This is a genomic window from Bacteriovorax sp. PP10 (assembly GCF_035013165.1).
GTDB classification, from domain to species: Bacteria; Bdellovibrionota; Bacteriovoracia; order Bacteriovoracales; family Bacteriovoracaceae; genus Bacteriovorax; species Bacteriovorax antarcticus.
The window spans coordinates 395239-418651 of record NZ_JAYGJQ010000001.1; the positions used below are offsets into that span (position 1 = coordinate 395239).

The following is a 23413-nucleotide window of genomic DNA, read 5'->3' on the forward strand; positions in this document are numbered from 1 at the left end:
AAAGGGCTCCCCGAAAGGGGAGCTCTTTTTATTTTAAATATATGAGTTCAAATCAAATAGATAAAATTCGCAATATCGGAATCATGGCACACATCGATGCCGGTAAAACTACGACTACAGAAAGAATCCTTTATTACACTGGAAAAAGTCACAAAATCGGTGAAGTTCATAATGGAACTGCAACGATGGACTGGATGATCCAGGAGCAAGAAAGAGGAATCACTATCACTAGTGCCGCGACAACATGTCGTTGGAACAATCAAGTCATCAATATCATCGATACTCCAGGCCACGTAGACTTCACGATTGAGGTTGAAAGATCTCTTCGCGTTCTTGATGGTGCCGTTGGTGTTTTCGATGCTGTATCTGGTGTTGAGCCTCAGTCAGAAACTGTTTGGGCCCAAGCTGATAAATATAAAGTCCCTCGCCTGGCCTTCGTTAATAAGATGGACCGTATGGGTGCTGACTTCGATAACTGTGTTAACGAAATTAGAGAAAAACTAGATAAGAAGGCCGCTGCTATTCAAAGACCAATTGGTTCAGAAGAAAGTTTCAATGGGATCGTTGATCTAATTGAGATGAAAGCGATCTATTTCCCAGCAGAAAGCTTGGGATCAAAAATTGATATCAAAGACATTCCAGAAGATTTGGTTGATGAATGCCAAATGTATAGAGACGAGCTTTTAGATAATCTTTCTGAATATGATGAGACATTAACTGATCTTATTTTGAATGATGAAAAGCCTACAGTCGCTAATATTAAAGCAGCTCTTAGAAAAGCTGTTATCAAAGATAATTTTATCGCTGTCCTATGTGGATCAGCTTTCAAAAATAAAGGTATTCAACCACTCTTAGATGCAGTTGTTGATTATCTTCCATCTCCTACTGATAGAGGGGAGCTTCACGGCCACAGTATTAAGAACCCGGAAAATACCGAAGTTCGTAGACCTGAAGTTGATGAAATGTTTTCTGGTATCGCATTTAAAATTGCAACAGATCCATTCGTCGGTAGTGTAACGTTTGTGAGAATCTATTCAGGGAAACTTGAATCAGGCCAAACTGTTTACAACCCAATTAAAAAGAAACGCGAAAGAATTAATAAGATTTTTCAAATGCATGCCGATAAACGCACGGAGCTTCAAGAGGCTTTCGCTGGAGATATCGTTGCCGTCGCTGGTTTTAAAGACACTACAACTGGGGAAACTCTTTGTACTGAAAACAAGCCAATCATTTATGACTTAATGGAATTCCCAGAAACAGTTATATCTGTAGCGATCGAAGCAAAAACTGCAGCTGATGAAAAGAAATTACTTACGTCTCTTGAGCAGTTAAAAAATGAAGATCCATCTTTCACATTTAAAAACAACCAGGAAACTGGACAGCTTTTAATTCTGGGAATGGGAGAGTTACATCTTGAAATCATCGCTGATAGATTACAGCGTGAATTCAATGTTGGTATTCGCGTAGGTAAACCACAAGTTTCTTATCGTGAAAGTATTTCTGGAAGTGCAACGGAGAATAATATTTTCCATAAAGAGCTTGCAGGAAAAGTTCAATTTGGTGACGTCACTATTAAAGTTGAGCCAGCTGATTATCAGGCCGGTGTCCAATTCGAATCAAGTGTCCCAACTAAACAACTTCCACAGAACTTCATAGATGCTATTAAAAAATCAGTTATGGACACGGCACCTGGTGGTGCAATGGCCGGCTACCCGTTCCTAAACATAAAAGCAACGCTAGTTGGCGCTACCTTTAATGAGAACGAATCTTCTGAAGTTGCTTACGCCATCGCGGCGTCTTCAGCATTCAGAGATGCCTGTAAAAAGGCGGGTGTACGCCTACTTGAACCAGTTATGGAGCTAGAAGTTGTAACTCCTCAAGATTATACCGGAGACGTTATCTCGGATATAAACGCGAAGAGAGGAAAGATTCTGACTATGGGTATTAAACAAAATAAAGATTTAATTTCTGCAGAAGTTCCATTGGCGGAGTTATTCGGTTATAGTACTGATCTTCGCTCAAAATCGCAGGGTCGTGCTAGTTTCACGATGAAGTTTAAAAGCTATGTTGAAATGCCAACAGAGTTAGCGAAATCGACGTTAGAAAAGAAAGGGATATATATTTAATTTTCTATAATTAAAGGGAGCACTTAAAATGGCTAAGGAAAAATTCGACCGTTCAAAACCACACGTTAACATCGGAACTATTGGTCACGTAGATCATGGTAAAACGACATTAACAGCTGCTATTACAATGACTATGGCTAAGATCCATGGTGGAGCAGCGAAATCATATGCAGATATCGATTCAGCACCAGAAGAAAAAGCACGTGGTATTACAATCAATACAGCACACGTTGAATATGAAACAGCAGCTCGTCACTACGCTCACGTAGACTGCCCAGGTCACGCTGACTACGTTAAAAACATGATTACTGGTGCCGCTCAAATGGACGGTGGTATTCTTGTATGTTCAGCAGCAGACGGACCTATGCCACAAACTAGAGAGCATATCCTTCTTGCTCGTCAGGTTGGTGTACCAGCTCTAGTTGTTTTCTTAAACAAAGTAGACATGGTAGACGATCCAGAACTTCTAGAGCTTGTTGAAATGGAAATGAGAGAACTTCTTTCATCATACAATTTCCCAGGTGACGCAATTCCTTTCATCGCTGGTTCAGCTCTTGCTGCAGTTGAAGGAAGAAACCCAGAAATTGGGGAATCAAAAATCGTAGAACTAATGAACGCAGTAGATGCTTATATCCCAACTCCAACTCGTGATGTTGATAAGCCTTTCCTTATGCCAGTGGAAGACGTTTTCTCGATCTCAGGTCGTGGAACGGTTGTAACTGGACGTATTGAGCGTGGAATTATTAAAGTTAACGAAGATATCGAAATCGTAGGTATCCGTGACGTACAAAAAACTACAGTAACAGGGATCGAAATGTTCCGTAAGCTTCTAGACCAAGGTCAAGCTGGGGATAACGCTGGTCTTCTACTTCGTGGAACGAAGAGAGAAGATATCGAGCGCGGTCAGTGTCTTGTTAAGCCAGGATCAGTATCTCCACACGCTAAGTTCAATGGTGAAGTATATATCCTTACAAAAGAAGAGGGTGGCCGTCACACTCCGATTTTCAAAGGATACCGTCCACAGTTCTACTTCAGAACTACAGACGTAACTGGATCAATCGAACTTAACCCAGGTGTTGAAATGATCATGCCGGGTGACAACACTTCTTTCAAAGTAGAGCTTATTTCTAAGATCGCTATGGAAAAGTCACTTCGTTTCGCTATCCGTGAAGGTGGACGTACGATCGGTGCTGGTACAGTTTCTGAAATCCTAGATTAATTAATAAAAAAAGAATGCGGTCGCTTGACAAAGGGCCGCATTCAAAATAAAAAGTCAAAAACAAATAAGGACCAACGTATATTATGAAAGCAACAAGACTAAGAATTAAGTTACGCGCATATGACCATAAGCTTCTAGACACTTCAGTAAATGAAATTGTTCAAACAGCTAAAGAAACTGGCGCAAGAGTAGCGGGACCAATCCCTCTTCCAACTGAAATTAACAAGTTTACAGTTCTTCGTTCTCCGCACATCGATAAAAAATCGCGTGAGCAGTTCGAAATGAGAACTCATAAACGTCTAGTTGATATCATCGAACCAACTCAGCAAACAATCGACCAACTAATGAAGTTGGACTTGTCTTCTGGGGTTGACGTAGAGATCAAGTACTAGTAAAACAATTAAACTTTTGAACTAACAATTAATAAGAACCATGAACGCATCCCTTAGACTAGGGTGATGCTGTGGAGGAAAAGATGTCTGACGCGAAAATCGCTTTAGATGCCGTTTACGGCGTTAAAGCAGGAATGACTAGAGTATTTGATGAAAACGGGAATCACATTCCAGTAACTGTAATCAAAATTATCCCTAACCTAATCACACAAGTTAAAACTACAGAAAAAGACGGTTACACGGCTTATCAAGTAGGATTTGGCGAAAAACGTGAAGCCCTTCTAAACAAACCAAATAAAGGAATTCTTGCGAAAGCAGGTGTTTCTCAAAACGTAACTCACTTTGCTGAAATCAAAGCGGACGCAGTTGATGCTGCTAACCTTGGTAAAGAAATTGATGTTGCGATTTTTACTCCTGGTGCTTACGTAGACGTAACAGGTGAATCTAAAGGTAAAGGTTTTGCCGGAGTTATGAAACGTTATAACTTCCGTGGTGGACCGGCATCTCACGGATCTCACTTCCACAGAAGAGTAGGATCAATCGGTAACAGAGCAACTCCAGGACGTGTATTCCGCGGTAAAAAAATGCCAGGACATATGGGTGTTGATAAGAAGACAGTTCAAAACATTGTCGTTGTTGAAGTAAATCAAGCTAAAGGCTACTTACTACTAAAGGGATCAGTTCCAGGTGGTAAAGAAGGATTTATTAAAATAACTAAAGCTCTTAAAAAAGCATAGGTAGAGGTCGCAAATGACAGAATTAAATGTATTAAATAGTAAATTTGAAAGCAAAGAAAAAATCAAAGTTGACTTTGATTTTTCTCCAGAATCAATCAATGTTCCTGTTGTTCACCAAGTTGTTAAAGCAACACTTGCTGGAAGAAGACAAGGAAACGCACATACTAAAACTAAAGCAGAAGTAAGCGGTGGTGGTAAAAAACCATTTAAGCAAAAAGGAACTGGTAATGCTCGTCAAGGGTCTACACGTTCTCCTCTAATGCCAGGTGGTGGTACTGTTTTCGGACCAAGAAAAAGATCATTCGAGCAAAAAGTTAACAAAAAAGTTATGCTTAATGCAATTAAGTCTGTTCTTGTTGATAAACAATTGGCCGGTAAGTTAATTATCGTTGATTCACTTGTTTCAACTGGTAAGACAAAAGATATGGCAACACTTCTTGAGTCAAAAAATCTTATGAACTCTCTTGTTGTAACTTTAGATTCAGCAAGTTTAGTAATCAGAGCTGTAAAGAATTTAAGAACTGCTAAAGGCCTTGGAGTGGATAACCTAAGTGTTTATGAAGCAGTTAAATATGAAAATTTAATTATTGAAAAGTTAGCTTTTGAAAAGCTTACTAACAAGTTGGTGTAATCATGGCTGCTATAAATGACGTAATTGTAAAACCTCTTATCACAGAAAAAATCTCAGCGGACTCTGAAGCGTTCAACCGTTACGGATTTGTTGTAAGTTTAAAAGCAAACAAAAACCAAATTAAAAATGCTGTTGAAGCTTTTTATGATGTAAAAGTTGTTAAAATCAGAACTGCAGTTATTCCAGGTAAAACAAAAAGAACTGCTAAATCTCATAAGAAGACATCTTCTTATAAGAAAGCTCTAGTGCAACTTGCAGCTGGACAGAAGATTGAGTTTTTTAAAGGAATCTAATTTTTAAGGATTGTTAAGGAATATTTATGGGAATTACAAAATTTAAACCACTGACGCCGACACTTAGAAAAAAGCAAGTGATGAACAGCAAAGATCTTACAAAAGACTTTGTTCCTTCAAAAAAGCTTTTAGCTCCAAAGAAGTCAATCGCAGGTAGAAACAATGCTGGTCGTATTACAACTCGTCACCGTGGTGGCGGAGTAAAACGTAAGTACAGAATCATCGATTTCAAAAGAAATAAACTAGATATCCCAGCGACAGTTACGGCTATCGCGTACGATCCAAATCGTACATGTAATATTGCACTAGTTGTTTACGCTGATGGAGCTACAAACTTCATCCTAGCACCACTTGGACTATCAGTAGGAGACGTTGTTATATCTTCAGTTTCTGCCGATATTAAAGTTGGTAACTCTAAACTTCTAAGTGATATTCCTATCGGGACACTTGTACACAATGTTGAATTAAGCCCAGGTGCTGGTGGACAAATTGCTCGCTCAGCTGGATCTTACGTTCAAGTTATGGCGAAGGAAGAAGATTCAGTTCTTCTAAGAATGCCATCAGGTGAATTAAGAAGAGTTAAGTCAAACTGTCGCGCAACAATCGGACAAGTTGGTAATCTAGATCACGAAAAAGTTAACCGTGGTAAAGCCGGTATCACAAGAAAGCTTGGTATTAGACCAACTGTACGTGGTGTTGTTATGAACCCTGTCGATCACCCTTTGGGAGGTGGAGAAGGAAGAACATCTGGTGGACGTCACCCAGTTACTCCGTGGGGATTACCTACACGTGGTTACAAGACTCGTAAGAACAAGAGAACTGATAAGTTTATCGTTAAGAGAAGAAAATAATTAAGGGGTTTTAATATGGCTCGTTCACTAAAGAAGGGACCTTTCGTAGATGCACATTTGCTTAAAAAAGTTGCTGCCATTTCAGGCGAAGCTAATAAAGCAAGTAAAGTAATCAAGACTTGGTCACGTCGCTCAACTGTAGTTCCAGAATTTATCGGGATCACGTTTGCGGTACATAACGGAAAGAAATTCATTCCTGTTTACGTAACTGACAACATGATTGGCCATAAGCTAGGAGAATTTTCTATTACTAGAACTTTCACTGGTCACGGTTCTGATAAGAAAGTAACTAAGAAATAATTAAATTGGAGAGGGGCTTATGGCCATTAAAGTAAAAAACAGTAACGTTGGAATCGCACCTAGAAAGATTAGACAGGTTTGTGATCTTATTAGAAACAAAAAAGCTTCTGAAGCTATCAAAATCTTAAGATTTTGCGAGAAGAAAGAAATTGCTGTTGTTCTAACTAAGTTGATCAATAGTGGTCTAGCGATCGCTAACGAAGCTAATAAATACGATCTTGAAAATCTAGTTGTTGGTACAATCTTCGCTGACGAAGGTCCAATGCAAAAAAGAATTATGCCAAGAGCACAAGGTCGCGCTTACAAAATTAGAAAAAGATCAAGCCACGTTACTGTGGTTTTAAAAGAAGCATAGGTAGGAAATAATGGGACAAAAAGTACATCCTTACGGTTTTAGACTAGGGTACATCAAAACTTGGCACTCAAGCTGGTATGCAAAAGATAGATATGCTGAGCTTCTTCATGAAGACATCAAGATGAGAGCATATATTGAAAAAACTATGAAAGCTGCAGCAGTAGCTAGCATTGATATTTCTAGAACTTCAGACCAAGTAAAAGTAACAGTGAATACAGCTAAACCTGGAATTGCTATTGGTAAGAAAGGTACTGGAATCGAGAAGATAAGAAACGATCTTAAGAAGATGACTACTGGAACTTTAATTTTCAACATCGCTGAAGTTAAAAGACCAGATGCAGACGCGAAACTTATCGCTGAAAACATCGCTCAACAGCTTGAGAAACGTGTTGCTTTCAGAAGAGCAATGAAAAAAGTTATGCAATCTGCTTTCAGAGCAGGTGTTAAAGGTATCAAAGTAAGAACATCAGGTCGTCTTGGTGGAGCTGAAATGGCAAGAACTGAAGGGTACGCTGAGAGAAAAGTTCCTCTTCATACTTTAAGAGCAGACATCGATTACAACACAGCTGAAGCATTTACAACTTATGGAATCATTGGTGTAAAGGTTTGGGTTTATAAGGGTGAAATCTATAAATAGTATTTATAGTATTAAATAAGGTAGAGGTTTCTCATGTTAAGTCCTAAAAGAGTAAGATTTAGAAAACAACAGAAAGGTAGAATGATGGGTGCTGCAACCCGTGGGAATCAAATCCTTAACGGTGAATATGCACTACAAGCTACTGGATGTGGATATATCACAAACAGACAAATTGAAGCAGCTCGTATCGCGATTTCAAGAAAAATGAAACGCGGTGGAAATATGTGGATTAAAGTTTTCCCGGATAAGTCGCTTTCAAGAAAGCCGGCTGAAGTTCGTATGGGTGGCGGTAAAGGTTCTCCAGAAACATGGGTAGCTGTAGTTAGACCAGGAAGAATTCTTTTTGAAGTTGGTGGCCTTGACGCAGAAACTAGTTTAGCAGCGCTAAGACTAGCTATGTACAAATTACCAATTAAAACAAAACTTGTTAAAAAAGAAGATCAAGTTAAGAAAGAAGCCTTGTCTTAATAAGAAAAAGATGCAATAAGGCAAAACGATAAATTAATTTTTGGATAGAAATATGATCACACTTGATGATGTAAAGAAATTAAACGCAAAAGACGTACAGAAGAAGATCTTCGAATTAAAGAAAGAACTTCTAACTCTTAAGATTCAGTCGTCTGTGTCTGGAGCTGAAAAGCCGCACAGAAAGCAACTTCTTAAGAAAGACGTAGCTAGACTTTTGACATTTAGCAAACAGTTAAGCAAATAGGATATTGAAAATGACTACAGAAGTAAAAAGACTTACAAAAAAGACATTAACTGGAACTGTTGTTAGCGATAAGAACGAGAAGACAGTTGTTGTTAAAGTTACAAGAAGATTCAAAGATCCAGTTTACAGTAAATTTGTAAGCTCATCTAAGAAGTACCATGTTCACGACGAAGCTTCTAAAGCAAAAATCGGTGACACGGTTACAATTATTGAATCGCGTCCATACTCAAAATTAAAAAAATGGGAACTGTTTAAAGTTAACTAAGGGATAAAGTTATGATCCAAATGCAAAGTAATCTAGATGTTGCTGACAACTCTGGAGCTAAAGTAGTTACATGTTTTAAAGTATTAGGTGGCTCTAAGAGAGTTTCAGCTGGTATTGGAGATATTATCGTTGTTGCAGTTCAACAAGCTGTTACTGGCGGTAAGATTAAGAAGGGTGACGTTAAAAAAGCTGTAATCGTACGTACAGTTTACCCAATTAGAAGAGAAGACGGATCATACATCCAATTCGACACTAATAGCGTAGTAATCATCAACAACGCTAATGAGCCTGTTGGGACACGTATTTTTGGGCCAGTAGCAAGAGAGTTAAGAGCAAAAAACTTTACAAAGATTTGTTCGCTAGCTCCAGAAGTTCTTTAATTGATTAAGTAGGTAAAAGAGTTTATGAAAAAGTTAAAAGTAAATGACGAAGTAATCGTAACAACTGGAAAGAGCGCTGGTAAAACTGGTAAGATCCTTTCTCTAAACAGAAAGACAAACAAACTAGTAGTTGAAGGCGTAAACGAAGTTAAGAGATCGATGAAGCCAAGTCAACAAAACCCAGAAGGCGGATTTGTAACGAAGAGTTTACCTCTTCATGCAAGTAACGTTTCACTAATCAGCCCAAAAACAAAAAAACCAACTAAGGTTAAGTTCACGGTTGGAAAAGATAATAAAAAATCTAGAGTTTCTAAAGCGTGTGGCGCTGTAATTTAATAGGGAATTTTTATGAGCAGAATGAAAGACATATATAAAGCAGAAGTTGTACCAGGTCTTGTAAAGAAATTTGGATACACTAACGTACACATGATTCCAAAGATTGAAAAAATCGTTGTTAACTGTGTAACTAAAGACGCAGTATCAAACTCTAAAGTTGTAGATACTATCGTTAACGATCTTGGGGCTATCACTGGACAAAAACCAGTTATCGCTAGAGCAAAAACTTCGATCGCATCATTTAAAGTAAGAGAAGGTATGCCTTTAGGTGCATCTGTTACTCTTCGTGGTGAAAAAATGTATGAATTTCTTGATAGATTAATTTCTATCTCTCTTCCACGTGTAAGAGACTTTAGAGGTGTATCTTCTAAAGGATTCGATGGAAAAGGTAACTACACTCTTGGATTAAAAGAGCAAATTATCTTCCCAGAAATCAACTACGATAAAGTGGATAAGATCAGAGGCTTAGGGATTTCTATCGTTACGACTGCAAAGACGAACGATGAAGGAAGAGAGCTTTTAACATTGATTGGTATGCCTTTTAGAAAATAATGGAGTTATAAATGGCTAGATTAGCTAAAATTATTGCAAATGATAAAAAACCGAAGTTCCAAGTAAGACACAGAAATAGATGCGAAAACTGTGGAAGACCAAGAGCTTTCATTAGAATGTTTAAACTGTGCAGAGTATGCTTCAGAAATCTATCTCTTAAAGGGATGGTTCCTGGTGTAACTAAGTCTAGCTGGTAATTTAGGGATATAGAGGAATATATGATAACAGATCCAATTTCAAACATGCTTACATCTATCAGAAATGGTAACAGTGCTGGTCACGAGAAAGTAGAATTTCCGGCAAGCAAAATTAAAGCTGCTATCTGTAAAGTTTTAAAAGACGAAGGTTATATCAAGTCTTTCAAAATCGTTGCAAAGGCACCAAACGATATCAAAATCAAAGTTGCTCTTAAAGAAGGTGCAATCGTTGGTCTAAGTAGAGTTTCAAGACCTGGATTAAGAAGATATAACAGCTACGATTCATTCGCGAGAGTAATGAGTGGTCTGGGTATTTCAGTTGTTTCTACTTCAAAAGGTGTTATGTCATCTAGAGAAGCTAAGAAAAATAAAGTTGGCGGAGAAGTTCTCTGCAACGTTTGGTAGGAGTTTAAATCATGTCACGTATTGGTAAACATCCAGTAAATATTCCTGAGAAAGTAGAAGTAACTATTAAAGACGGCCTAGTAACTGTAAAAGGTGCAAAAGGTACTCTTACTCATAAGCTTAACAGCAATGTAGTAGTAACAATGGAAGGAAAGTCTATTACGGTAGCACCTAAAGATGAATCTGCAGAAGCAAGATCTCAATGGGGAACAGCTCGTACTCTTGTTAACAACATGGTTGTTGGTGTTAGTACTGGTTTCGTAAAGTCACTTGAATTCACAGGTGTTGGATATAAAGCAGCAGTTAACGGTCAAATGTTAAACCTAAGCTTAGGTTATTCTCACCCTATCGATTTTCCACTTCCTGCAGGAATTACTGCAAAAGTAACGAAAAACCAAATCGATATCGAAGGATCAAATAAAGAATTAGTAGGTCAAGTAGCTGCTAAAGTTAGATCTTTCAGAGAGCCAGAGCCGTACAAAGGTAAAGGTGTTAAGTACACGACTGAGACAATTATTAGAAAGGCTGGTAAGGCCGGCGGTAAAGGTAAGTAATAAATTAATTATCTAGTGGGATTATTATATGAGAAAGCAGTACGGTAAAATAGCAAACAAGAAAAACCAACAAAGACAGAAGAGAAGACTGAGCATTAGAAATAAAATCAGTGGAACTTCTGAAAGACCTCGTATTTGTGCAATGAGATCGAATAAGCACATTACTGTTCAAGTTATTGATGATACAAAATCAGTATCTTTATTCACAGTAAGTACATTCGGTAAATCTGCAGCAGCTGATAGCTGTAATGTCGAAGGTGCAAAAAAGGTTGGGGCTAAAGTTGCTGCGGTAATGAAGTCAAAAAATCTTAGCACTGCTGTATTTGATAGAGCAGGTTATAGATACACAGGTGTGGTAGCTGCACTTGTTCAGAGTATTAGAGAAAGCGGAATCCAGGTTTAGGAGATCATATGTCTGAAGAAATTTCGGTAATTGAAGAATTAGAAACTGAAGGTGGCGATAACAAAAAAGGTCCACGCGGTAAAAGAGGCCAAGGCGCTCCGGCTCCTAAGAAAAAGGCACCTGGTGCAGGAACAGAACTTGAAGAAAGAGTTGTTGCTGTAAATCGTGTAGCTAAAGTTGTAAAGGGTGGTAGAAGATTTTCTTTCTCTGCACTTATGATCGTTGGTGATAAAAAAGGTAAAGTTGGATACGGTTTAGGAAAGGCGAAAGAAGTTCCTGAAGCTATCAGAAAAGCAACTCAAGAAGCTTACAAAAATATGATTACTGTTCCTCTTGATAACGGAACTATCCCACACGAAATCCTTGGGGAATTCGATGCAGGAAAGATTCTTTTCAAGCCAGCTGCAAACGGTACAGGGGTAAAGGCTGCGGGAGCATGTCGTTCAATCCTTGAACTTGCAGGGGTGCATAACATTTTAACTAAGTCTTTACGTGGAAATAACCCACATAACGTAGTTAAGGCAACTTTCAAAGCTCTTAGAGAGTTAAGATCAGTTGAAGCAATTGCAAAAGCTAGAGATAAAGACCCTAAAGGTCTTAGATCGAAAAACTAATTAGGGAATTTTATGGCTAAAACATCAGCAAAAATATCAGTAAAACTTGTTAAAGGACTACCTGGGACAACTAAGGGAGTTCAAGCTAACGTACGCGGATTAGGATTAAGAAAAATCGGTCAAACGGTTGAACTTGAAAATACTCCAAGTGTTAGAGGAATGATCAAAAAGATCATCTACATGTTAGAAATTAAAGAATAGTCATTCGTAAAGAATATAGAGGAATTTGTTATGTTAACTTTAAATAATTTATCGAGCCCAAAAGGTGCTAATAAAAATACAAAAAGACTTGGTCGTGGACAAGCTTCTGGTCAAGGTACTCAAGCTGGTAAAGGACATAAAGGTCAAAAAGCTAGAAAAAGTGGTCACGTAAGATCAGGGTTTGAAGGTAACAACCTTCCTCTATACATGAGACTACCAAAACGTGGATTCAGTAACGTTAGATTTGCGGATCCGTTCGCAGTAGTAACGCTTGAAAACATCGAAACTAAGTTTGCTAAATCTGAAACTGTTAATAGAGAGTCATTGATCGCGAAAGGTCTTCTTTCTGGGATCAATAAATCTCTAAAAATTAAAGTTATCGGCAATATTGCATTGACTAAGGCTCTAAACTTTGAGGAAATTACTAAGTTTTCAAAGAAAGCTTTAGAATCAATCCAAAACAGTTCTGGAACTGTTAAATAGTTTAGGAAAAACTAAAAATGTCGACATCTCAAGGAAAAATAGAGGATCTTAAGAAACGAATATTTTATACATTCCTTCTGCTGCTAGTTTATAGACTAGCAGCACAAGTACCTGTAGCAGGTGTTAACGCTTCGGCTTTAGCATCATACTTCTCTGAAGGTGGCGGAGGTCTTTTCGACCTTGTTAACACTTTCAGCGGTGGTGCATTCAAGAGATTCTCAGTGCTAGCACTTGGGATCATGCCTTATATCACTACATCAATCATCTTCAGCTTATTAGGTGAAGTTGTTCCACAAATCCAAGAAATGCAAGAAGACAGTGAAGGGAATAAGAAGATCCAGAAATGGACTCGTTATGCCTCAGTACTTCTTTGTTGTATTCAAGGTTACGGTATGGCCGCTGTGTTCGAAGGCTTCAGAAGCCCAACAGGTGTTCCACTTATCAATGAACCAGGGATGCTTTTCAGATTAACTACAATGATTACTCTAGCTGGTGGGACAATGTTCCTTCTTTGGTTAGGGGAAAGAATTACTGAATTCGGTCTAGAGAACGGTGTTTCACTTATTATCTTTACAGGGATTGCAGTAGAGCTTCCAGCTGAATTCTTCCAAAAAGTAACTCTATTTAGAAATGGAGAACTTTCAGGGTGGAACTTGGCGATCGGTGTAGCGATCATTATTGTCTCTCTTTATATTGTTTCTTATATTGAAAGTGCGTTTAGAAATATTCCAGTTCAATATGCTAAAAAAGTAGTTAATAACAAAGTGTATGGTGGAGCTCAGAATCTTCCATTAAGACTAGATACTGGTGGGGTAATGCCTCCAATTCTTGCTTCTTCACTTTTAGCGGCTCCGGCGACTTTAGCGAACTTTGTTCCAGCTACTAGTCCACTTAAGCCATATGTTGATACGATTCACCAATCGTTAATGCCAGGACAACTTCTGTTTAACCTAGTATTTGCATTGTTGATTTTTTACATGTCATTTTTCTATGCTCCAATTCAGTTTAAAACTAAAAAAGTTGCTGAAATGCTTCAGAAGAATAACGCTTTTATTCCAGGGATTAGACCAGGGGATAAGACTAAAGATTATTTAGACTTTGTTTTAAATAGAGTGACATTTTTCGGTGCAATGTTCTTGATCGTGGTTTGTATTCTTCCATCGGTTATCACTGGAAGCCATAGTAGATTTGAAGGGACTTCTCTTTTGATCATGGTTTCAGTTGCGATGAGAGTTATGCTAAACGTTCAAACATTTATGTATTCTGATAAGTACGAGACCGCCTTTAAGAGTAAAGGAAAATACAACGGTCCAAATAGAAGGTTTTAGATAATGAAACCTCATTTGATCATCCTTGGAGCTCCAGGTTCTGGAAAAGGAACGCAGGCGGCGAAATTAATCGATAAAGGCTTTAAGCACGTATCGACAGGTGATCTTTTAAGAAGTGAAATTGCAAAAGGTAGTGAACTAGGCCAGAAAGTTTCGGGAATTATATCTCGAGGTGATTTGGTAGACGATAAAACCGTAATGGCCCTCCTAAAAGCTAATTGTGACGTAGACAAAGTTAGCTATATTTTTGATGGGTTCCCACGTAATATTGCACAGGCAGAAATGCTTGAGGCTGAACTGCTACAGGGAAGAAAAACCTTAGCTGTTTATTTTAAAATTGACTTGAGCATCCTTATTTCACGAGTTGTTAACAGAAGAACTTGTAGCAATTGTGGGGAGATTTATAATCTTCAAACAAAAGCTCCGAAAGTTGCAGATGTTTGCGATAAGTGTGGTTCGGTTGGAACTCTTAAGCAGAGAAAAGATGATACTGAAGAAGTAGTCTCGAATCGCTTACAGATTTTCAAAGACACAGTTGATCCAATGTTAGCTTTTTATAAATCAAAAGGCGTATTGGTAGAGATTGATGCATCAATGCAAGAAAAAGAAGTCTTTAGTGCACTTGAAAAAGTAATTAGTTAACAAATTAGAATAGCCTAAAAATATAGAACTTGCATAATGGGATTATTTTAGGATATACAACCTGTTTTAGGGGAATATGAGCGATAAAGATATCATTGAAGTGGAAGGCGAAGTTACTGAACTTTTACCTAACACAAAATTTCGTGTGAAATTACCTAATGGGCATATTATTATTGCTCACATTAGCGGGAAGATGCGCATGCACTTTATCAAAATTTTGCCTGGAGATAAGGTTCTAGTTGAAATTAGTAAGTACGATTTAACTAAAGGTAGAATTACTTACAGAAGTAAGTAGTAAGTTGTAGCGGGGATGTTATGAAAGTTAGAGCTTCGGTAAAAGTAATCTGTAAAGATTGCAAAGTTATTAAAAGAAAAGGTGTATTAAGAGTTGTTTGTAAAGCAAGTCCAAAGCATAAACAGAGACAAGGTTAAGAGGAATATATGGCAAGAATTTTAGGGGTAGACATTCCAAGAAACAAAGCAATGAAAATCGCACTTCAATCTCTTTACGGAGTTGGACCAAAAGTAGCGATGGACGTTTTAACTGCAGCTGGTATCAGCCCAGATAAAAGTTCAAATGATATTTCTGAAGAAGAAGTTCAAACAATCAGAAAGCACCTTGAAGAAGGTCACGTGGTTGAAGGGGATCTTCGTCGTGAAATCGGCCTTAACATTAAAAGACTAAAGGATATGGCATGCTATAGAGGCGTTCGTCATAGAAGAAGTCTTCCTGTTAGAGGACAAAGAACGCATACAAACGCAAGAACGAGAAAAGGTCCTGCGGTTGCAATTGCTGGTAAGAAATCGATTAAATCACTTAAATAATTAAGGTAATTTTATGGTAAAAAAAGTTGTTAAGAAAAAAGTAAAAAAGAACGTATCGCACGGGATTTGTCATATCCAAGCGTCTTTCAATAATACAATTGTTACTTTCACTGATCCTCAAGGGAACGCTCTTGCTTGGGCAAGTGCTGGTCAATTAGGATTCAGAGGATCTAAAAAGTCGACTCCGTTCGCTGCTCAAACTGCTTCTCTTGAAGCTGCAAAAAGAGCTGTTGAACATGGATTAAACTCAGTAGAAGTAAGAGTAAAAGGTCCAGGAGCTGGAAGAGAAAATGCTATTAGAGCACTTCTTGGCGCTGGTATCAGAATTATTTCTGTTTCTGACAGAAGCCCTATTCCACACAATGGATGTAGAGCACCTAAGAGAAGAAGAGTTTAATTTCTATTTAAGGAGACTTCAGAATGGATAATTTTACAGCTAAAAACTGGAATAGCATGATTAGACCGGTAGCTCTGGAAGCAGAAAGCGAAAGCCTAAGAAACGATTACGGAAAATTCGTAGCGAAGCCACTTGAGAGAGGTTACGGCCAGACTCTTGGGAACTCTCTAAGACGTGTACTACTTTCTTCTCTTCAGGGAGCAGGAATTGTAGCGATTAGAGTTGAAGGTGTTGAGCATGAATTCGGTACAATCAATAACGTTAAAGAAGAAGTTTCAGAAATCATTCTTAACTTAAAAGAAGTTAGATTTAAAATTTCTGGAAGAGAAGATACTGTTCTAGTTCTTGAGAAATCAGGAGAAGGTCCAGTAAGAGCTTCTGACATCGTAACAAACGCTAACGTAGAAATTCTTAACCCGAATCACGTTATCGCTAACATCTCTTCTGGTGGATCACTTAAAGTTGAACTTAAAGTGGCACGCGGAAAAGGTTATGTTACTGCTGTAGATAACAAAGATGAATATGAGCTACCTGTTGGGTGGATCTATTTAGATACACTTTTCTCGCCTGTTTACCGTGTTAACTACTCTGTTACAAACACTCGTGTTGGTAAGAGAACTGACTTCGATAAACTTACGCTTGAAGTGTGGACGAACTCAGGGATTAACCCTGCTGATTCGATCGCTTTCGCTGCAAAAATCTTAAGAGACCAGTTAGCTGTGTTCTTAACTTTTGAAGACGAAGAGCAAGTTGTTAAACACGATTCTAAACCAATCGCAGTTTCTTCACCTACAAACAATGCGCTTCTTAAGCCAGTATCTGAACTTGAACTTTCAGTTCGTTCAGCAAACTGTTTACAGAATGCTAACATTAAGTATATCTACGAACTAGTTTCGAAGACAGAAGGTGAAATGCTAAGAACTAAGAACTTTGGTAGAAAGTCTTTAAATGAAATTAAAGAAATTCTAACAAGCATGGGTCTTGGACTTGGGATGAAAGTCGACAGTTTAATGAAAGATATGCAAGACGGTAAAACTTTAGGTAAAAACTAAGAAATTAATTATTAGGTGGAATTATGAGACACGGGAATCACAAATATACTTTAGGCGTAAAGCCAGCTCACAGAGTAGCAATCATTAAAAACCTTGCTATCGAAGTATTCGAGCACGGAAAAATTAAGACAACTCATGCTAGATGTATGGCCCTAAGATCATATGTTGAAAAGCTAATCACACTTGCAAAAGTTGATACAGTTCACAACAGAAGAATTGCATACTCTAAATTGAACTCTGATAAAGCAGTAACATTCTTATTCAATGATGTTGCTCCAAAGTTCAAAACTAGAAATGGTGGATACACTAGAGTTATCAAAATCGCTGAAGGGCGTGTTGGTGATAACGCTAAGATGAGTTACTTCGCTTTAGTTGAATAGTTAGATCGATTTTTAAATATTAAAGCCTCCTTTACGGGAGGCTTTTTTTTGCCTATTTTTTCAATATGAAATTAAATTTTTTCCAAAAGATTCTTCTGATTGCAGCTCTGTTAGGGCTTACTTTTTTATATGGTAGCTATGAGAGAAAGGTGTTCTACGGAAGTAGTGCTGATAACTCTGCGCCGGTTTTAAAAGTGCTTCCGGAATTTAATGTGACCAATGTAAGCTCGATGGCCGTTATTAAGTCTAATGACTTTTTAGCTGGGTCTACGGGAGTGTTTGTTCATATCTGGGGGACGTGGTGTGCGCCTTGTGAGAAGGAGATGCCGGAGTTTTTATCTTATGCTGCTAAAGTACAGGATTCTGGGGTTAAGTTTCTTTTGATCGCGGTTAACGATGAAGAGATGAAGATTAAGAAGTTTCTGACTCGATTTCCGAATATTCCAAAGAATGTGACTTTTGCTATCGATAAAGAAAATAGAGTAATGGACCAATTGGGTACACTAAAGGTTCCGGAGACGTTTCTCTTTAATAGTACGGGGAAACATATTAATAAATTTATTGGGCCCCAGGATTGGTTGGCCGAATCGTACGTTACCCGTCTAAGTTTTTGGCTAAATGACCAAAAAGTCGAAGAACGTAAAATAGAAACACACTGATAGTCGAAAAAGATTGTCGAAAAAATGCGCAACATTTTTACTAGTTTAAGTTAAATAAAGAGGCGAATTGCCTTTTTTAAGAGATCTGGCAATCCAGCGGACTACTTTTGTAGCATTTTTATTCGCTTAAGATTCCGAAAGTCTGAACTGTCTTTTTTTAATAGATGGGTAAATCCTTTACCTGTTAATTCTTTTATCAATTTATTTAAGATTTTCGTGAAAGTGCCGAAAAGTTTTACAACTTAGATGTTTTTATACTGAAACATCGAAACTCGATTTAGGAGAGTTGTATGATTAATTGGCAAGACATGGGAAAACTTCACGTTATTTCTAAACTAGAAGGAATTCTAGGGAAGTGGTTTGATGTGGAAATGTTTTATACAGATGCTCACGGAAAACTTTGGTCAGATCATACGAGTAAAACTCACGCATTCAAAAGTCATTTCATGAAAGTTCAGATGCAAGCAGCATATGGGCATGACTTCTTAGCAGAAGATATTGAGAAAGTTGTTGAAGCGATGGCATCTGGTAAAGATGAGATCGTGGTTTATGAATCATATTTCAAGAACGTAAAGGGAGTTGCTTTTCCTGTAAAGATGGAAGGGGAATTTGCTGGAGCGGTGTTTGTTTATCCATTCGTTTTGGATACGGCAACGTCTGGAGATATTGAAGCACTTAAGGCGCAAATGATTGAGTGTGGATCGACACCGGCGGACGCAGCTTCTGCATGTGAGAAGATTAAGAAGATGTGGCCTCGTGAATTAGATTACGTAAAAGAACTTACAGGATTAGTAGCGGAAGAGATGGTTTCATTTCATGATGAGATCACGAAACGTGAAGAGCATATTCATGCACTATCATCTGAAGTTGGTGAGAAATACAGATACCATGCGATGATTGGTAAATCGAAGAAGATGCAACAAATTTATTCTCTTCTTGAGAAGATTTCTTCATCTGAATCGTCTGTACTTATTCAAGGGGAAAACGGGACTGGTAAGGAGCTTGTTGCTAAGGCCATCCACTTTTATTCTCCAAGAAAAGATAAAATGTTTTTAGCTGTTAACTGCTCAGCGTTTAACGATAACCTTCTTGACTCGGAATTATTCGGGCATATGAAAGGGTCGTTTACTGGAGCGGTGAAAGATAAGAAAGGTCTATTTGAAACGGCTAACGGTGGGACACTGTTCCTGGATGAGATCGGGGATACAACTCTATCAATGCAGGTTAAGTTACTACGCGTTCTTCAGGAAGGGACTTATCTTCCGGTAGGAGCGACGGCGCCTAAGAAAGTTGACGTGAGAATTGTTGCGGCAACGAATAAGAATCTTAAAGAGATGATGGCGAAAGGTGAGTTCAGAGAAGATTTATATTACAGAATTAACGTAATCAACGTTGGTCTTCCACCTCTTCGTGACCGTGGAGAAGACGTTCCAGTACTTATGGATTTCTTCCTTAAGAAGCGATGTGATGAGTCAGGAAAAGCGTTAAAAACTTTTGCTAAAAAATGTATGGAAAAAATGTTGGATTATCCATGGCCAGGGAACGTTCGTGAGCTAGAAAACGAAGTTGAAAGACTTGTGGTTTTAGCTGGGGACGAGAAAATGATTGGGCCGGAAAATCTTTCACCGCGAATCATTGATTGGGGAGCTTCGGCAGAACCAGCGTTCAAAGGCGTTGATACTGAAGGGACTTTAAGAGAAGCGCTTGAGCAGTTAGAGATTATGATGATCCGTGAAGGATTGAAGCGCTGCAATTTCAATAAATCTAAGTTAGCTAAAGAGCTAGATATCTCTAGAGCGAGCTTAATTATGAAAGTAGATAAGTACGGACTTGATAAGAGAGTTAAGGCCGCGTAAATTTTAAGTATTTTTTGACGCAGTATAAGTAGCCTCCTAAGGAATGACAGTATAAAATGCCGTCTTCTTTAGGAGGTTTTTTTATGTCTCAGACCCAAACCCTGGAAGGGAAGCGCGAGCTATTGCTTAAACTCAGACAAGAATCTGAAGTAGGTGGTGGTGAAGCCAGAATCAAAAAACAACATGAACAAGGTAAGTTCACGGCGAGAGAAAGAATTGAGCGTCTGGTAGATCCAGGTTCATTTCTTGAATTCGATCGTTTTGTTATTAGTAAAACAGCGGCCATGGGAAAAGGAGAGTCTTTTCTTGGTGACGGTGTTGTTACTGGTGTAGCAACAATCAACGGACAAAAAATCGCATTATATTCTCAAGACTTCACATGTTTTGGTGGATCTCTTGGAGCGGCACACGCTAAGAAAATTTGTAAGATCATGGATTTCGCTCTTGAAAATAGAATTCCAATGATCGGTATGAATGATTCAGGTGGAGCTCGTATTCAAGAAGGTGTTGAAGGGCTAGCGGGATACGGAGAAATTTTCTACAGAAACGTAAAGTGCTCTGGAGTTATTCCTCAAATCTCATTAATCTTGGGGCCATGTGCTGGTGGAGCGGTTTATTCTCCTGCTCTAACAGATTTCATTTTCATGGTTGATAAATCTTCATACATGTTCGTTACTGGTCCAGATGTTATCAAGACTGTAACTCACGAAGAAGTAACAAAAGATCAATTAGGTGGAGCTACTGCTCACTCTGAAAAATCTGGTGTAGCTCAATTTAAAGTTGCAAGCGAAGATGAATGTTTCGAAAGAGTGCGCGAGCTTCTTTCTTATATTCCTTCAGCTAACTTTACGAAAGCGACTCCAAAATACACGTCGGATACAATTTATCGCGACAACGTAAAAATTAAAGAAACTGTTCCTGCTAATCCGAAAAAACCATACGACATGAAAGAAATCATCTTCGACATCGTTGATGACTCTCAATTCTTAGAAGTTCATAAAGACTACGCTAAGAACATTATCGTAGGGTTTGCTTCAATTGGTGGAATTAAGATCGGGATCGTTGCTAATCAGCCTGCTGTATTAGCTGGGGTACTTGATATTTCTTCTTCTGAAAAAGCTGCAAGATTCGTTAGATTCTGTGACGCTTTTGATATTCCTATTTTAACTTTAGTAGACGTTCCAGGATTCCTTCCAGGAACTAACCAAGAGTTTGGTGGGATCATTAAGCACGGATCAAAACTTCTTTATGCTTACTCTGAAGCAACTGTTCCTCTTATCTCAATCATCACTCGTAAATCTTACGGTGGTGCTTACCTGGTTATGGCATCTAAGCACATTAAGACTGACGTAAACCTGGCTTACCCAACTGCAGAAATTGCGGTTATGGGAGCTGAAGGTGCAGTTAACATTATTAATCGTGCTGATATGGAAGGATTAACTGGAAAAGCTTTCGACGATAAAAAAGCTCAGTTGATTGCTGATTATGAAGAGAAGTTTGCTAATCCTTATAGAGCGGCTGAACTTGGATTCATGGATGCAATTATTCTTCCGGAAGAAACTCGCAAGAGAGTTTATGAGTATTTGGTTGCTCTTAAAAATAAGAAGCAAGAAAAGCCGAAACGTAAACACGGGAACATCCAACTATGAGTAAGATTACTTCAGGAAACAAAAGAATTCTTATCATTAACCGTGGAGAGATTGCCGCTCGTATCGCAAAAGCGTGTCGCGAGTTAGGTCACACTGCTGTGGGAGTTTGGACGGATAATGAAGTTCAAGCAAAACACTTAGAAGTTTGTGATGAATGGGTACGTCTTCCAGGTTCTACTAATGCTGAGACTTATTTAAATATTCCAAATATTTTAGAAGTTTGTAAAAAATACCAAATTGATGGTGTTCACCCAGGATACGGATTCTTATCAGAGAACACTGAGTTTTCTCAGGCGCTAGTTGATAATGGAATCGTTTGGATTGGACCGCACCCAGAAGCTGTAAGAGTAATGGGTGATAAAGCTGTTTCAAAAGAATTTGCTAAGAAAGTTGGGATGCCGGTTGTTCCGGGTTCTACTGGGCCAGTAAAAACTATTGAAGAAGCCATCAAGATTGCTAACGAAATTAAATATCCTATTCTACTAAAAGCTGTTGCTGGTGGTGGTGGACGTGGGATGCGTACATGTTTCAATGAGCAAGACGTTAGAAATAACTTCGAAGCTGTTGGAAGAGAAGCTGCATCTGCATTTAAAAACGGTGATCTTCTTGTTGAGAAGTTCATTGTTAATCCACACCATATTGAAGTTCAGATTTTAGCTGATAGAAAAGGCAACGTATTTCACTTTTTCGAAAGAGAATGCTCGATTCAACGTCGCCACCAGAAGATCGTAGAAGAAGCACCGTCGCCATTCATTGGTGATGATGAAGAACTACGTCAGAGAGTTTGTAATTCGGCCGTAAAATTAGCTAAAGCTATTAATTACGATTCAGCAGGAACTGTTGAATTAATTATGGGTGAAGATAAAGAATTTTACTTCTTAGAGATGAACACTCGTATTCAGGTAGAGCATCCGATTACTGAAGAAATCACGGGAATCGATTTGATCGTATGTATGATCCAGTCTGCTTTCGGTGAAGATCTTGGGATTCCTTCACAGGAATGGATTAAGAGAACAGGTCACGCGATTGAATGTCGTATCTGTGCTGAAGATCCAATCACAATGCTTCCAGCTCCAGGAACTGTAACAGGTTGTGAAACGAACTTCCCTCAAGGAACTCGTTTTGATAACTGTCTTTATAAAGGTCTTCAAGTAACTCCAGACTTCGATCCAATGGTTGGAAAGCTGGTTGTTAAAGGGATTTTAAGAGAAGTTGCAATCAGAAAAATGAGAGCTGCTCTTGATGGATTACTTCTGGAAGGGTTGAAGACTAACATTCCTCTTCATAAAGTTATTATGAGAAATGAAGTTTTCATTAACGGTAAATATTCAACTAACTTCATTGCAACTGAGAAACCTCAAGAGCAAGTTGTTACTGATATGAACTTCACTTCAATCTACAAGCAAATTGCCGGGATTGAAGCTAGAAGAATGGGGTTATAATGAGAACGTATTTAATTGATAACGATAAGAATGAATATATCGTAGATTTAACGAAAACAATCACTCACTCTGCTGAGATGGTTGAATTCGAATTCAGAACGATTAAGGATCAAAAAGAACTTAACAAAGAAACGATCTTTGTTAGAAAACTTGCTGATCAATACTTTGCATCTACTGATGGAACTAGATGGAATAAGCTAGCTCGTCAGGATTCACCGGGGATTATGCTAAACGTGGATAGAGTTTTTAAACTTTACCGCGGTTATAAGCCTTCTTCGCTTGGTGGTGGAGATGAAGGTGGACTATTTACTCAAATGCCTGGAAAAGTTGTTAAAATCGACTGTAAAGTTGGTGACAAAGTTTCTAAGGGACAAGCACTGTTAATTTTAGAAGCTATGAAAATGGAAAACGAAATTAAGTGTGGAACTGATGGGATTGTTAAAGCTATTCACGTTAAGGTCGGAGACGCTCTTGATAATGGTGTTTTAATGATTGAAGTTGAAGCTGAGTAATTAGATTTTGATAATTTTGTTTTAATTA

The 23413-nt window shown here is 38.3% G+C and carries 36 protein-coding genes; all 36 read left to right on the top strand.

What is annotated here, in order from left to right:
* The first annotated feature begins 41 nt into the window (after positions 1-41).
* The 36 genes from fusA to SHI21_RS02070 all read left to right on the top strand — a co-directional run bounded on the left by fusA (position 42) and on the right by SHI21_RS02070 (position 23385).
* Positions 42-2126 carry an elongation factor G gene (gene fusA, locus SHI21_RS01895; protein ID WP_323574423.1) on the top strand — a complete coding sequence of 695 codons (2085 nt, stop codon included), beginning with the start codon at positions 42-44 and terminating at the stop codon, positions 2124-2126.
* A gap of 28 nt (positions 2127-2154) precedes the next feature.
* On the top strand, positions 2155-3345 hold the full coding sequence (tuf, locus tag SHI21_RS01900) for an elongation factor Tu (RefSeq protein WP_323574412.1): 1191 nt from the start codon (positions 2155-2157) through the stop codon (positions 3343-3345).
* Between the two features lie 83 nt (positions 3346-3428).
* A complete protein-coding gene (rpsJ, locus tag SHI21_RS01905) occupies positions 3429-3737 on the top strand; it encodes a 30S ribosomal protein S10 (protein ID WP_102245280.1) in 309 nt (102 codons plus the stop codon).
* A gap of 83 nt (positions 3738-3820) precedes the next feature.
* Entirely contained in the window at positions 3821-4474 is a 654-nt protein-coding gene (gene rplC / locus SHI21_RS01910; RefSeq protein ID WP_323574424.1) for a 50S ribosomal protein L3, read from the top strand.
* 13 nt (positions 4475-4487) lie between these two features.
* A complete protein-coding gene (gene rplD / locus SHI21_RS01915) occupies positions 4488-5105 on the top strand; it encodes a 50S ribosomal protein L4 (RefSeq protein WP_323574425.1) in 618 nt (205 codons plus the stop codon).
* 2 nt (positions 5106-5107) lie between these two features.
* Positions 5108-5398 carry a 50S ribosomal protein L23 gene (gene rplW / locus SHI21_RS01920; protein WP_323574426.1) on the top strand — a complete coding sequence of 97 codons (291 nt, stop codon included), beginning with the start codon at positions 5108-5110 and terminating at the stop codon, positions 5396-5398.
* Between the two features lie 26 nt (positions 5399-5424).
* On the top strand, positions 5425-6249 hold the full coding sequence (rplB, locus tag SHI21_RS01925; RefSeq protein ID WP_323574427.1) for a 50S ribosomal protein L2: 825 nt from the start codon (positions 5425-5427) through the stop codon (positions 6247-6249).
* A 15-nt stretch (positions 6250-6264) separates the two neighbouring features.
* Positions 6265-6549 carry a 30S ribosomal protein S19 gene (gene rpsS / locus SHI21_RS01930; RefSeq protein ID WP_323574428.1) on the top strand — a complete coding sequence of 95 codons (285 nt, stop codon included), beginning with the start codon at positions 6265-6267 and terminating at the stop codon, positions 6547-6549.
* Between the two features lie 19 nt (positions 6550-6568).
* On the top strand, positions 6569-6904 hold the full coding sequence (gene rplV / locus SHI21_RS01935) for a 50S ribosomal protein L22 (protein ID WP_323574429.1): 336 nt from the start codon (positions 6569-6571) through the stop codon (positions 6902-6904).
* A gap of 10 nt (positions 6905-6914) precedes the next feature.
* Positions 6915-7541, top strand: a complete 627-nt coding sequence (gene rpsC / locus SHI21_RS01940; RefSeq protein WP_323574430.1) for a 30S ribosomal protein S3 — start codon at positions 6915-6917, stop codon at positions 7539-7541.
* 33 nt (positions 7542-7574) lie between these two features.
* Positions 7575-8009 (top strand): 50S ribosomal protein L16, encoded by a 435-nt coding sequence (gene rplP, locus SHI21_RS01945; protein ID WP_323574431.1) that lies wholly within the window; start codon positions 7575-7577, stop codon positions 8007-8009.
* A 52-nt stretch (positions 8010-8061) separates the two neighbouring features.
* Positions 8062-8253 (top strand): 50S ribosomal protein L29, encoded by a 192-nt coding sequence (gene rpmC, locus SHI21_RS01950; protein WP_323574432.1) that lies wholly within the window; start codon positions 8062-8064, stop codon positions 8251-8253.
* Between the two features lie 10 nt (positions 8254-8263).
* Positions 8264-8518, top strand: coding sequence for a 30S ribosomal protein S17 (gene rpsQ, locus SHI21_RS01955; protein ID WP_323574433.1), 255 nt, complete (start codon positions 8264-8266; stop codon positions 8516-8518).
* A gap of 11 nt (positions 8519-8529) precedes the next feature.
* A complete protein-coding gene (gene rplN / locus SHI21_RS01960; RefSeq protein ID WP_323574434.1) occupies positions 8530-8898 on the top strand; it encodes a 50S ribosomal protein L14 in 369 nt (122 codons plus the stop codon).
* A gap of 24 nt (positions 8899-8922) precedes the next feature.
* A complete protein-coding gene (rplX, locus tag SHI21_RS01965) occupies positions 8923-9234 on the top strand; it encodes a 50S ribosomal protein L24 (RefSeq protein WP_323574435.1) in 312 nt (103 codons plus the stop codon).
* Positions 9235-9246: 12 nt separating this feature from the next.
* Positions 9247-9786 carry a 50S ribosomal protein L5 gene (gene rplE, locus SHI21_RS01970; RefSeq protein ID WP_323574436.1) on the top strand — a complete coding sequence of 180 codons (540 nt, stop codon included), beginning with the start codon at positions 9247-9249 and terminating at the stop codon, positions 9784-9786.
* Between the two features lie 11 nt (positions 9787-9797).
* Entirely contained in the window at positions 9798-9983 is a 186-nt protein-coding gene (locus tag SHI21_RS01975) for a type Z 30S ribosomal protein S14 (protein ID WP_323574437.1), read from the top strand.
* 21 nt (positions 9984-10004) lie between these two features.
* Positions 10005-10388: a 30S ribosomal protein S8 gene (gene rpsH / locus SHI21_RS01980; protein ID WP_323574438.1), complete on the top strand. Its 384-nt coding sequence runs from the start codon at positions 10005-10007 to the stop codon at positions 10386-10388.
* 11 nt (positions 10389-10399) lie between these two features.
* Entirely contained in the window at positions 10400-10942 is a 543-nt protein-coding gene (gene rplF, locus SHI21_RS01985; RefSeq protein ID WP_323574439.1) for a 50S ribosomal protein L6, read from the top strand.
* Between the two features lie 28 nt (positions 10943-10970).
* On the top strand, positions 10971-11345 hold the full coding sequence (gene rplR / locus SHI21_RS01990; RefSeq protein WP_323574440.1) for a 50S ribosomal protein L18: 375 nt from the start codon (positions 10971-10973) through the stop codon (positions 11343-11345).
* An 8-nt stretch (positions 11346-11353) separates the two neighbouring features.
* Positions 11354-11959, top strand: a complete 606-nt coding sequence (gene rpsE / locus SHI21_RS01995; RefSeq protein WP_323574441.1) for a 30S ribosomal protein S5 — start codon at positions 11354-11356, stop codon at positions 11957-11959.
* Positions 11960-11971: 12 nt separating this feature from the next.
* Positions 11972-12160 carry a 50S ribosomal protein L30 gene (rpmD, locus tag SHI21_RS02000; protein ID WP_323574442.1) on the top strand — a complete coding sequence of 63 codons (189 nt, stop codon included), beginning with the start codon at positions 11972-11974 and terminating at the stop codon, positions 12158-12160.
* Between the two features lie 30 nt (positions 12161-12190).
* Positions 12191-12643 carry a 50S ribosomal protein L15 gene (gene rplO / locus SHI21_RS02005; protein WP_323574443.1) on the top strand — a complete coding sequence of 151 codons (453 nt, stop codon included), beginning with the start codon at positions 12191-12193 and terminating at the stop codon, positions 12641-12643.
* A gap of 17 nt (positions 12644-12660) precedes the next feature.
* A complete protein-coding gene (secY, locus tag SHI21_RS02010) occupies positions 12661-13971 on the top strand; it encodes a preprotein translocase subunit SecY (RefSeq protein WP_323574444.1) in 1311 nt (436 codons plus the stop codon).
* 3 nt (positions 13972-13974) lie between these two features.
* Entirely contained in the window at positions 13975-14613 is a 639-nt protein-coding gene (locus SHI21_RS02015; protein WP_323574445.1) for an adenylate kinase family protein, read from the top strand.
* A 76-nt stretch (positions 14614-14689) separates the two neighbouring features.
* Positions 14690-14908, top strand: coding sequence for a translation initiation factor IF-1 (gene infA, locus SHI21_RS02020; protein ID WP_102245257.1), 219 nt, complete (start codon positions 14690-14692; stop codon positions 14906-14908).
* 20 nt (positions 14909-14928) lie between these two features.
* Positions 14929-15045, top strand: a complete 117-nt coding sequence (rpmJ, locus tag SHI21_RS02025) for a 50S ribosomal protein L36 (RefSeq protein ID WP_102245256.1) — start codon at positions 14929-14931, stop codon at positions 15043-15045.
* 9 nt (positions 15046-15054) lie between these two features.
* Positions 15055-15438 (top strand): 30S ribosomal protein S13, encoded by a 384-nt coding sequence (gene rpsM, locus SHI21_RS02030; RefSeq protein ID WP_323574446.1) that lies wholly within the window; start codon positions 15055-15057, stop codon positions 15436-15438.
* A gap of 13 nt (positions 15439-15451) precedes the next feature.
* Positions 15452-15835, top strand: coding sequence for a 30S ribosomal protein S11 (rpsK, locus tag SHI21_RS02035; RefSeq protein WP_323574447.1), 384 nt, complete (start codon positions 15452-15454; stop codon positions 15833-15835).
* 23 nt (positions 15836-15858) lie between these two features.
* Positions 15859-16887: a DNA-directed RNA polymerase subunit alpha gene (locus SHI21_RS02040; protein WP_323574448.1), complete on the top strand. Its 1029-nt coding sequence runs from the start codon at positions 15859-15861 to the stop codon at positions 16885-16887.
* Positions 16888-16910: 23 nt separating this feature from the next.
* Positions 16911-17267 (top strand): 50S ribosomal protein L17, encoded by a 357-nt coding sequence (rplQ, locus tag SHI21_RS02045; RefSeq protein WP_323574449.1) that lies wholly within the window; start codon positions 16911-16913, stop codon positions 17265-17267.
* 65 nt (positions 17268-17332) lie between these two features.
* On the top strand, positions 17333-17926 hold the full coding sequence (locus SHI21_RS02050; RefSeq protein ID WP_323574450.1) for a TlpA family protein disulfide reductase: 594 nt from the start codon (positions 17333-17335) through the stop codon (positions 17924-17926).
* A 290-nt stretch (positions 17927-18216) separates the two neighbouring features.
* Positions 18217-19782, top strand: coding sequence for a sigma-54 interaction domain-containing protein (locus SHI21_RS02055; protein ID WP_323574451.1), 1566 nt, complete (start codon positions 18217-18219; stop codon positions 19780-19782).
* A gap of 83 nt (positions 19783-19865) precedes the next feature.
* Entirely contained in the window at positions 19866-21431 is a 1566-nt protein-coding gene (locus SHI21_RS02060) for an acyl-CoA carboxylase subunit beta (RefSeq protein ID WP_323574452.1), read from the top strand.
* Positions 21428-22873: an acetyl-CoA carboxylase biotin carboxylase subunit gene (locus SHI21_RS02065; protein WP_323574453.1), complete on the top strand. Its 1446-nt coding sequence runs from the start codon at positions 21428-21430 to the stop codon at positions 22871-22873. Before SHI21_RS02060 ends, SHI21_RS02065 begins: the two co-directional genes overlap by 4 nt.
* Positions 22873-23385: a biotin/lipoyl-containing protein gene (locus SHI21_RS02070; protein ID WP_323574454.1), complete on the top strand. Its 513-nt coding sequence runs from the start codon at positions 22873-22875 to the stop codon at positions 23383-23385. The genes SHI21_RS02065 and SHI21_RS02070 overlap by 1 nt, the downstream gene beginning before the upstream one ends.
* The last annotated feature ends 28 nt before the right edge of the window (positions 23386-23413 follow it).

Excerpts from the sequence above, each read along its gene's own strand:
- infA (WP_102245257.1), top strand. The coding sequence starts at position 14,690 with ATGAGCGATAAAGATATCATTGAAGTGGAAGGCGAAGTTACTGAACTT.
- SHI21_RS02040 (WP_323574448.1), top strand. The coding sequence starts at position 15,859 with ATGGATAATTTTACAGCTAAAAACTGGAATAGCATGATTAGACCGGTA.
- rplW (WP_323574426.1), top strand. The coding sequence starts at position 5,108 with ATGGCTGCTATAAATGACGTAATTGTAAAACCTCTTATCACAGAAAAA.
- rpsK (WP_323574447.1), top strand. The coding sequence starts at position 15,452 with ATGGTAAAAAAAGTTGTTAAGAAAAAAGTAAAAAAGAACGTATCGCAC.
- SHI21_RS02015 (WP_323574445.1), top strand. The coding sequence starts at position 13,975 with ATGAAACCTCATTTGATCATCCTTGGAGCTCCAGGTTCTGGAAAAGGA.
- SHI21_RS02050 (WP_323574450.1), top strand. The coding sequence starts at position 17,333 with ATGAAATTAAATTTTTTCCAAAAGATTCTTCTGATTGCAGCTCTGTTA.
- rpsS (WP_323574428.1), top strand. The coding sequence starts at position 6,265 with ATGGCTCGTTCACTAAAGAAGGGACCTTTCGTAGATGCACATTTGCTT.
- SHI21_RS02060 (WP_323574452.1), top strand. The coding sequence starts at position 19,866 with ATGTCTCAGACCCAAACCCTGGAAGGGAAGCGCGAGCTATTGCTTAAA.
- SHI21_RS02055 (WP_323574451.1), top strand. The coding sequence starts at position 18,217 with ATGATTAATTGGCAAGACATGGGAAAACTTCACGTTATTTCTAAACTA.
- rpmJ (WP_102245256.1), top strand. The coding sequence starts at position 14,929 with ATGAAAGTTAGAGCTTCGGTAAAAGTAATCTGTAAAGATTGCAAAGTT.
- tuf (WP_323574412.1), top strand. The coding sequence starts at position 2,155 with ATGGCTAAGGAAAAATTCGACCGTTCAAAACCACACGTTAACATCGGA.
- rplB (WP_323574427.1), top strand. The coding sequence starts at position 5,425 with ATGGGAATTACAAAATTTAAACCACTGACGCCGACACTTAGAAAAAAG.
- rpmC (WP_323574432.1), top strand. The coding sequence starts at position 8,062 with ATGATCACACTTGATGATGTAAAGAAATTAAACGCAAAAGACGTACAG.
- rpmD (WP_323574442.1), top strand. The coding sequence starts at position 11,972 with ATGGCTAAAACATCAGCAAAAATATCAGTAAAACTTGTTAAAGGACTA.
- rplV (WP_323574429.1), top strand. The coding sequence starts at position 6,569 with ATGGCCATTAAAGTAAAAAACAGTAACGTTGGAATCGCACCTAGAAAG.
- rplO (WP_323574443.1), top strand. The coding sequence starts at position 12,191 with ATGTTAACTTTAAATAATTTATCGAGCCCAAAAGGTGCTAATAAAAAT.
- fusA (WP_323574423.1), top strand. The coding sequence starts at position 42 with ATGAGTTCAAATCAAATAGATAAAATTCGCAATATCGGAATCATGGCA.
- rpsJ (WP_102245280.1), top strand. The coding sequence starts at position 3,429 with ATGAAAGCAACAAGACTAAGAATTAAGTTACGCGCATATGACCATAAG.
- rpsH (WP_323574438.1), top strand. The coding sequence starts at position 10,005 with ATGATAACAGATCCAATTTCAAACATGCTTACATCTATCAGAAATGGT.
- rpsC (WP_323574430.1), top strand. The coding sequence starts at position 6,915 with ATGGGACAAAAAGTACATCCTTACGGTTTTAGACTAGGGTACATCAAA.
- SHI21_RS02070 (WP_323574454.1), top strand. The coding sequence starts at position 22,873 with ATGAGAACGTATTTAATTGATAACGATAAGAATGAATATATCGTAGAT.
- SHI21_RS01975 (WP_323574437.1), top strand. The coding sequence starts at position 9,798 with ATGGCTAGATTAGCTAAAATTATTGCAAATGATAAAAAACCGAAGTTC.
- rplN (WP_323574434.1), top strand. The coding sequence starts at position 8,530 with ATGATCCAAATGCAAAGTAATCTAGATGTTGCTGACAACTCTGGAGCT.
- rplX (WP_323574435.1), top strand. The coding sequence starts at position 8,923 with ATGAAAAAGTTAAAAGTAAATGACGAAGTAATCGTAACAACTGGAAAG.
- rplP (WP_323574431.1), top strand. The coding sequence starts at position 7,575 with ATGTTAAGTCCTAAAAGAGTAAGATTTAGAAAACAACAGAAAGGTAGA.
- rplQ (WP_323574449.1), top strand. The coding sequence starts at position 16,911 with ATGAGACACGGGAATCACAAATATACTTTAGGCGTAAAGCCAGCTCAC.
- rpsM (WP_323574446.1), top strand. The coding sequence starts at position 15,055 with ATGGCAAGAATTTTAGGGGTAGACATTCCAAGAAACAAAGCAATGAAA.
- rpsQ (WP_323574433.1), top strand. The coding sequence starts at position 8,264 with ATGACTACAGAAGTAAAAAGACTTACAAAAAAGACATTAACTGGAACT.
- rplD (WP_323574425.1), top strand. The coding sequence starts at position 4,488 with ATGACAGAATTAAATGTATTAAATAGTAAATTTGAAAGCAAAGAAAAA.
- rplC (WP_323574424.1), top strand. The coding sequence starts at position 3,821 with ATGTCTGACGCGAAAATCGCTTTAGATGCCGTTTACGGCGTTAAAGCA.
- rplE (WP_323574436.1), top strand. The coding sequence starts at position 9,247 with ATGAGCAGAATGAAAGACATATATAAAGCAGAAGTTGTACCAGGTCTT.
- rpsE (WP_323574441.1), top strand. The coding sequence starts at position 11,354 with ATGTCTGAAGAAATTTCGGTAATTGAAGAATTAGAAACTGAAGGTGGC.
- SHI21_RS02065 (WP_323574453.1), top strand. The coding sequence starts at position 21,428 with ATGAGTAAGATTACTTCAGGAAACAAAAGAATTCTTATCATTAACCGT.
- rplF (WP_323574439.1), top strand. The coding sequence starts at position 10,400 with ATGTCACGTATTGGTAAACATCCAGTAAATATTCCTGAGAAAGTAGAA.
- secY (WP_323574444.1), top strand. The coding sequence starts at position 12,661 with ATGTCGACATCTCAAGGAAAAATAGAGGATCTTAAGAAACGAATATTT.
- rplR (WP_323574440.1), top strand. The coding sequence starts at position 10,971 with ATGAGAAAGCAGTACGGTAAAATAGCAAACAAGAAAAACCAACAAAGA.